We start from the raw sequence: 7,821 nt of genomic DNA on the forward strand, positions 1-7,821 counted from the left end.
GTCAAGTTCATCCAACAGCTAATTTCTGACTCTCTTTTAAAATAGACGGCGGCATTGGCTCCTCTAATTTCCATTCAATATTCATGGGTTTCTCACCTGAATGACTTTGAAATATTGCCTCTCCCAAAAACACATAACCCATCGTAAATCCATACGCATCCTTAGCTTGTTCTCTCACAAATAATAGGACGTTTTTTTCACTTTGAATATACGCTTGTCCTTTTGATGTATTTGGAGATGCACTATTTTGAGTCTGCCAGTGAAATAGATTTTTATTTAATGCATAATCCTCATACATAGTAGTAGGTGAATAATCCTTATCAGACTTTTTAAGGGTGACAAACAATGCCTCAGTATTTATAGATTTTTCATAAGATGCTCCTTCCCTACTTGGTTTAGCCTTGTCAAACTTATGCTTTCTAATGGCTACAAGAATTTGGTTACGATTATAACGACTATGAATTTTTAATGGGAATGGGAATCCAAGATTAATAGGTTTCTCAATAAAATCTATCCTATTTAGACAATAATCAACAACTTCCACGATTTCCTGAATCATTACAGGATTTTTCTTGATTTGATTCAAGCTTGACTGTAAGTCGTCGAAATTGAGGTCTGGACCAGATTTTTGCCATATGTCATAATGGAGCATCAAAGTTTTCAAATGATCTATTTCAGAATCCTTAGAAACTTCAAAACTATTATTATACAGTTGCTTTATAAAAGTGAGGTAACTTACTGAATTGCAATGTATCAACCTGCTACTTATAAAATTTGATATTTCTTTTTCATTAGGTTCTTCAAATTGCTGGATTATACCGGCATCTGCACAAAGTCTTTTCCAACTTCCTTTTTTATAAATTTGCTGTATTTCTAGATGATGGAAATCTAAGAAATTATCTATAGTAAGAATTCTTGAAGAATGATGTTTGAAGTTTTGAATTTTTCTAAGAAGCTCTGGTCTTCTAAATTCCGTAGCTTCTCTAATATTGTTTAGTATTATATCTTTAGCTTTCCGCTCTAAAATAATCGAGCAGCCTAGTGGCAAATGCGGGAATTCGTCTTCGATTTCTTTGATAATTGAAGTATGTGTTCTCCCAATTAATGCTCTGAATTTATGTTCAAAATCATATTCTGGTTTTGCATTTCCTACAAAATCTAAAACTGTAAGACAATCTTTATTCTCGGCTAAGCGAAGTCCTCTTCCTAATTGCTGCAAAAATATCGTTAGACTTTCGGTAGGACGCAAAAATAGGACCGTATCAATTTCTGGAATATCAACACCCTCGTTAAAAATATCAACGACAAATAAGTAATTAATTTCCTTTTTACTGAGTCTATCTTTCAAAACTGCCCTATTGGAGCTATTCCCACTTATTAGGTAATCTGCTTTCAACCCAGCAATTGTAAATTTATCAGCCATATATTTTGCATGGTCCTGACTCACACAAAAACCTAAAGCTTGCACATCATGAACATCTGTAAGGTATTCATCACAATTTTTGAGGATATCCCCAACCCGCCTATCATTTTCAGTATAGAGCTTAGTTAATTCTTTAATCTCGTATCTGCCGTTTTTCCAACTTACATTCGTTAAATCAATAGAATCGGAAAGTGCGAAATATTGGAATGGAGATAATAACTTTCTATTTAATGCTTCAGGAAGCCGAATTTCAGCTGCAATTTTATGATGAAAATCTTCAGTAATATCACCACCATCCATTCTTTCAGGTGTAGCGGTAAGGCCTAAAAGTATTTCAGGTTTGAATCTTCTTAATATTGGTCTATAACTATCGGCTTTGATATGATGTACTTCATCTACTATAATATAATCAAAGAAGCTCTCATCTATCTCTAAGTTCTTTAATCGACTGTTCAAAGTTTGAACAGAAGCAAAGAGCTGATCATACTTTACGGGTTCATAGCCTCCTACCCACAATTCCCCAAAATTAGAGTCTCGTAATACATGTTGAAACGTCTTTTGGGCTTGCTCTAGAATTTCTTTTCGGTGCGCAACAAATAGGAATTTTGTATTTGGATTTGAATTTCTAAAGCGTTTGAAATCGAAAGCAGAAATGACTGTTTTACCGGTTCCTGTTGCAGCCACCACCAGGTTCTTATTTCTTTTATGAATAATCCTTTCAGAATCGAGCTTGGCTAATATTTCTTCCTGATAGGGATAAGGTTTTAGATCGAAAAATGTAGTGATTTGATTTGTGCCGTAAAGACTCTGTCTTTTTAAGGAACTAATTAGTTTCTCTCTATCTCTACCGTTATTATAATTTTCGAATTCTGGATCTTCCCAGTAAGTATCAAATGTCTTCTGAAACTTATCTATAATATGAGAGATCTCTTGGGTTGTCACTTTCAAGTTCCATTCTAGACCGTTGGTTAAGGCAGATCTCGAGAGATTAGATGAGCCTATATAACCTGTATGAAAACCTGAATTTCTCAGGAATAAGTATGCCTTCGCATGTAATCGTTCATGCTCTACATTATAGGATACTTTGATTTCAGTATTAGGTAAAGAAGATAGATATTCTACGGCTTTCGCATCTGTTGCACCCATGTAGGACGTTGTGATAATTTTTAATTTTTTACCACTATGCGTGAACTCTTCAAGTTCCTTTTTAAAAATTCGAATTCCTGAGTATTTAATAAATGATACTAACCAACATATAGAATCAGCCGAAAGAATTTCTTTTTTAATCTCACTTTCTAAAGATATTCCAGTATTATTTCCTGTGAAAAGTTCACTTTGACTTAGGCGAGTATAGGGTGTAATTTTTTTGAGTCTATCTTTTAGATTGGAATAAGGAAAATTAGATTTTGAAAATACGGCCTCCAGTATCTTTCCTTCATTTTCTATAAGATTGTTGGTTAAATCTAAATTTTTAAGCTCTGCAGCCAATAAACTTATGATCTTATTAGATATCTCAATTTGCTTCAAGGGTCTATCCTTGTCTTTAATTTCATTTAAAGCAAAACGAATTGTTTCTGACAAATAAAGACTTAGATATTGGGATGCTTCCTCTTTGTCTAACGCTGTTTTACTAATATGAAATTCTTGGCAGTCAAGTGACTCTAACTTATTTTTAATAAGCTTATTAATTAACTGCTCGTATAGCCCTGTTTCAAAACTCATCTAAAAGTTTGTATGTAATGTTTAACAATTGGAATATCTGCTTCCGCCCAATCAAATTTTTCTAATTGGAATACGGTTGACCATTCTATTGTAGAGTGCTCTTTTAAAATAATTTCTGAAGTTTGTAGGGAACAGCGAAATGGAATAAGTTCTATAATCTTGTTATCAGAATATTTGTGGATATTGGAAGGGAGACGTTGTATAACTTTAATATCTAATCCCAGTTCTTCTTTAATTTCTCTCCTGAGACAATTCTCCAGTGTTTCTCCAGCTTCAAGTTTCCCACCTGGAAATTCCCATTTCAAAGGATGGCTCATATTCTTACTGCGTTGCGCGCATAATACTCTATGATTATCCTCTATCAAGGCGCAAGTAACTTGAATCAAACTGAACTTTCGATTATTTGACAATTAAAATTACAGTATTAATTCAACATTCAATTTCAAAATTTCCATTTCTTTTTAACGCTCCCTCAACATCATAAACCAGATAAAATTTATAATTTTGGAATTATTCCTATTTAATGGATTTATTCCTATTATGAAATTAGAGAAATCAATTATACACCTGGATCTTGATACCTTTTTTGTTTCCGCAGAAAGGCGTCTGGATTCCAAATTGAATGATAAACCCCTTATCGTAGGCGGCCTGGGAGATCGCGGTGTGGTAGCAGCCTGCAGTTATGAGACTCGCAAGTTTGGAGTACATTCCGGGATGTCTATGAAAGTTGCCAGGCAACTCTGCCCTCAGTCTATCGTGATCAAAGGGAATGCTTCCACATACACCAAATTCTCCCATGAGGTAACCGAAGTTATTCGTAGCAAAGTTCCCTCTTTTGAAAAGGCCAGCGTAGATGAGTTCTATGCAGATCTCACGGGAATGGATCGGTTTTTCGGGATCACCCAGTTTGCTAAAGAACTTCAGGAAACTATCAAAAAAGAAACTTATTTACCTATTTCCTTCGGACTTTCCACCAACAAAGTAGTTTCCAAGATCGCTACCGGCGAAGGCAAACCTTATGCCCAGAAAGTCATCGAAGCAGGTTCAGAAAAAACATTTCTTGCTCCGCTTGCAGTGAACAAGATCCCGATGATCGGGAATAAAACATTTCAGAAACTTTTAAATCTCGGCGTTCGTAGGATTGAGACAATTCAGAAGATGCCTGTAGAGGTTTTAGAGAGCGTTTTGGGTAAGAATGGCCGTACTATATGGAAACGTGCTCACGGGATCGACAATCCTCCTATCATTCCGTTTCACGAGCGCAAGTCTATTTCAACTGAAAGAACCTTTAACCGGGATACTATCGATATGATCCGTTTGCATGGTACGCTGGTTGCCATGGCAGAAAGTCTCGCCTATCAGCTTCGCCGGGGAAATAAACTTGTTTCCACAGTGAGTGTAAAGATCAGGTATTCAGATTTTCAAACTTACAGCAAACAGGTAAGGATCCCGTATACCAGTGCAGATCATATTCTAATTCCTAAGGTCGAGGAACTTTTTAAACAACTATACAGCAGGCGCCTGCTCATCAGGTTGATTGGGGTCAAGTTTAGCGGACTCGTGGGTGGTCACTACCAGATCAATCTTTTTGATGATTCTGAAGATATGCTGAATCTCTACAATTCCCTGGATAAGATCAAAAATCGTTTTGGTGAACATGCGGTCATGCGTGCTGCTGCTATGGATGCGAAAACCATCGGCAGAATGAAGAATCCTTTTAACGGGGAGCCACCAATCGTTCTTGCTCATAGAAAACAATAATGATGATCTATTCTGAAGTATAAAAAGATTATTGATGTATTTAAACTGCCACACATACTATTCACTGCGATATGGGACTTTTCCCATCAGGGAGTTGTGTGAGCTCGCCTACTCCAACGATATCTGGCAGTTCGCTATTACAGACATCAACAATACTTCTGCCTGCCTGGAGTTTCTAAGGCTTACCAATGGAACCAAAATTAAACCGGTTCTGGGAATTGACTTTAGAAATGCTGCCGAGCAACAATATATTGGACTGGCGAAAAACAATGCTGGCTTCCTTCAGCTAAACGATCATCTTTCAAATCACCTTCATGAAAAGAAAGATTTTGAAACGGTAGCTCCACAACTACCCGATTGTTTTATCATTTATCCCTTCGGAAAAGTGGTGGAACAAAAACGTAAAAATTTCAGAAGCAATGAATATATAGGAGTTTCCAAAGAAGAGATCGGGAAACTAAGGTTTTCAGAATACAGAAATCTGAAGGATAAACTGGTTATTCTACAAACGGTCAGCTTTCGGAATAAAAAGGACTTTAATGCGCACCGCTTACTAAGGGCGATCGACAATAATTTGCTGCTTAGCAAGCTTCCTGAAACAGAGCAGGGAAAAGCTTCACATAAAATGTATCCCAAAAGGGAAATGGAAGTCGCTTTTGAAGATTTCCCTCATATTCTGGAAAATACACAACAAATTATGGACGCTTGCAAGGTGCATTATGACTTCGGAAAAGGACAGAACCGGAATTTAAAGGTCTATCGAAACACTATTGAAGAGGATGCAGATATGATCCGGCGGCTCACCTACGAAAAACTTCCTAAAAAATACCCAAATGCAAATCGGGCAGTTTACACTCGGGTTGAAAAAGAACTGGAATCTATCATCAGGCTTGAGTTTGTTTCTTATTTTCTTATCAACCTGGGAATCGTTGACTATGCGCGTTCACAAAATTATCCTTTTGTAGGACGCGGTAGTGGTGCGAATTCTATCGTTGCCTATATTCTTGGCATCACCAATGTGGATCCTATAGAACTTGATCTTTATTTTGAACGTTTTATAAATCCTAACCGGAAATCTCCCCCAGATTTTGACCTTGATTTTTCATGGAAAGACCGTAATGATATTACAGATTATATTTTTGGCACGTATAAGAATACAGCGCTTATGGGTACTTATGTTACTTTCAAACAGCGCGCGGTTGCCCGTGAACTTGGGAAGGTTTTTGGTTTGCCTAAAGAAAATATCGATAAGCTCGCTTCTGGTTTCTACACTTATAACAACCTGGATCATCTGGAGAAACTGGTGATCCGGTACAGCAAACTCATAGAAGGCTTTCCTAACTATTTGAGTGTTCATTCCGGCGGAATTTTGATCCTGGACGATTCGGTTCATAATTATGCTGCTACGTTTTTACCTCCCAAAGGCTTCCGGACGATGCAGATCGATATGAACATTGCTGAAGAAGTAGGCATTCATAAATTTGATATTCTTGCCCAACGCGGACTATCAAAAATCACCGATACCATCGAGATCGTAAAACAGAATCAGCCAGACGCCAAATTAGAGGATATCGAAAATATCAAAGCTTTTAAAGAAGATCCTGCTATTAACGAATTGCTGACAACCGGCGATTGTATGGGAGTTTTTTACGTGGAATCCCCTGCCATGCGAGGTTTACTTACAAAACTACAAACCCGGGATTACCTAAACCTGGTTGCAGCAAGTTCTGTAATTAGACCAGGAATTTCCAGCGCTGGAATGAAGGATGAATTTATTCTAAGACATCGCTTTCCTGAAAAAAGAAAGGAAGCGCACCCGGTAATGTACGAGATCATGCCCGACACTTATGGCGTGATGGTTTATCAGGAAGATGTAATGAAAGTCGCTTACCATTTTGCCGGTTTGAGCCTGGATGATGCAGATGTATTACGAAGAGGGATGAGTGGAAAAAAAACTTCCCGGGGGCAAATGGAAAAGATCGAGAATACCTTTCGTGAAAATTGTAATATTAAAGGTTACGAACCAAAACTGATCGATGAAGTCTGGGAACAGATCTCTTCTTTTGCCGGCTATGCATTTCCGAAGGGACACTCTGCTTCCTACGCTGTGGAAAGCTACCAGAGTTTGTACCTGAAGAAATATTTTCCATTGGAGTTTATGGTCGCAGCAATCAACAATGGAGGTGGTTTCTATGATCTGCAAACCTATATTCAGGAAATAAGACGCTGGGGCGGCACGATTCACGCTCCCTGTATCAATAAAAGTGACCACCCTAATGTCATCTACGGAAAAAACGTCTATTTAGGTTTTGGATATATTAAAGAGCTGGAAGCAAAAACTATTCAGCAAATACTGGAAAACAGACAATTCTTTGGAGAATTTAGTTCGCTGGATGATTTTATAGACCGTATCCATATTTCTATTGAGCAACTTAGCTTATTACTGAAGATCAACGCCTTCAGGTTTACCGGCATGGACAAACACGAACTTTTATGGAAAGCTTATTTCAAACTGGATAAGAATAAACCAAAAACGAATCAGCCGCTACTTTTTAAACCAAAGCATAAAGATTTTGAATTGCCTGAATTTGAGGCTTCTAAAATGATCGAAGCTTACGACCAGATGGAACTTCTGGGATTTCCCCTATGCAGTCATTTTGAATTACTGAAAGATCCTTTAAAACAAAATGTGGTGACAGCTTCGCAACTAAAAGATCATATCGGGAAAAATATAGAGATCTATGGCAACCTGGTAAACTCTAAAAAAACCGGAACTTCAAATGGCAAATACATGTATTTCGGTACTTTCTATGATCCTGAAGGAGTCATTTTTGATGTGGTACTTTTCCCTTCAGTAGCCGAAAAGTATCCTATAAGATCTAAAGGAATTTACCTGTGTTATGGTGAGGTGGTTT

Annotated in this window: 4 protein-coding genes; 2 read left to right on the forward strand and 2 right to left on the reverse strand. The window is 37.3% G+C overall.

What is annotated here, in order from left to right; genetic code table 11:
- Positions 1-7: 7 nt before the first annotated feature.
- Together QZ620_RS02400 and QZ620_RS02405 are read right to left on the reverse strand one after the other, a co-directional pair.
- Complete coding sequence (locus tag QZ620_RS02400) at positions 8-3,145, reverse strand: DEAD/DEAH box helicase (RefSeq protein ID WP_295178729.1); 3,138 nt, start codon at positions 3,143-3,145, stop codon at positions 8-10.
- On the reverse strand, positions 3,142-3,555 hold the full coding sequence (locus tag QZ620_RS02405) for a (deoxy)nucleoside triphosphate pyrophosphohydrolase (protein WP_366935418.1): 414 nt from the start codon (positions 3,553-3,555) through the stop codon (positions 3,142-3,144). Before QZ620_RS02405 ends, QZ620_RS02400 begins: the two co-directional genes overlap by 4 nt.
- A 130-nt stretch (positions 3,556-3,685) precedes the next feature.
- On the opposite strand from QZ620_RS02405, the gene dinB reads away from it, so the two are divergent.
- Together dinB and dnaE are read left to right on the forward strand one after the other, a co-directional pair.
- Positions 3,686-4,906, forward strand: a complete 1,221-nt coding sequence (dinB, locus tag QZ620_RS02410) for a DNA polymerase IV (protein WP_295178737.1) — start codon at positions 3,686-3,688, stop codon at positions 4,904-4,906.
- Positions 4,907-4,940: 34 nt separating this feature from the next.
- On the forward strand, positions 4,941-7,821 hold a 2,881-nt coding region (dnaE, locus tag QZ620_RS02415; RefSeq protein ID WP_295178733.1), incomplete at its 3' end, for a DNA polymerase III subunit alpha.

It is taken from the genome of uncultured Christiangramia sp., from assembly GCF_913046405.1.
GTDB lineage: Bacteria > Bacteroidota > Bacteroidia > Flavobacteriales > Flavobacteriaceae > Christiangramia > Christiangramia marina.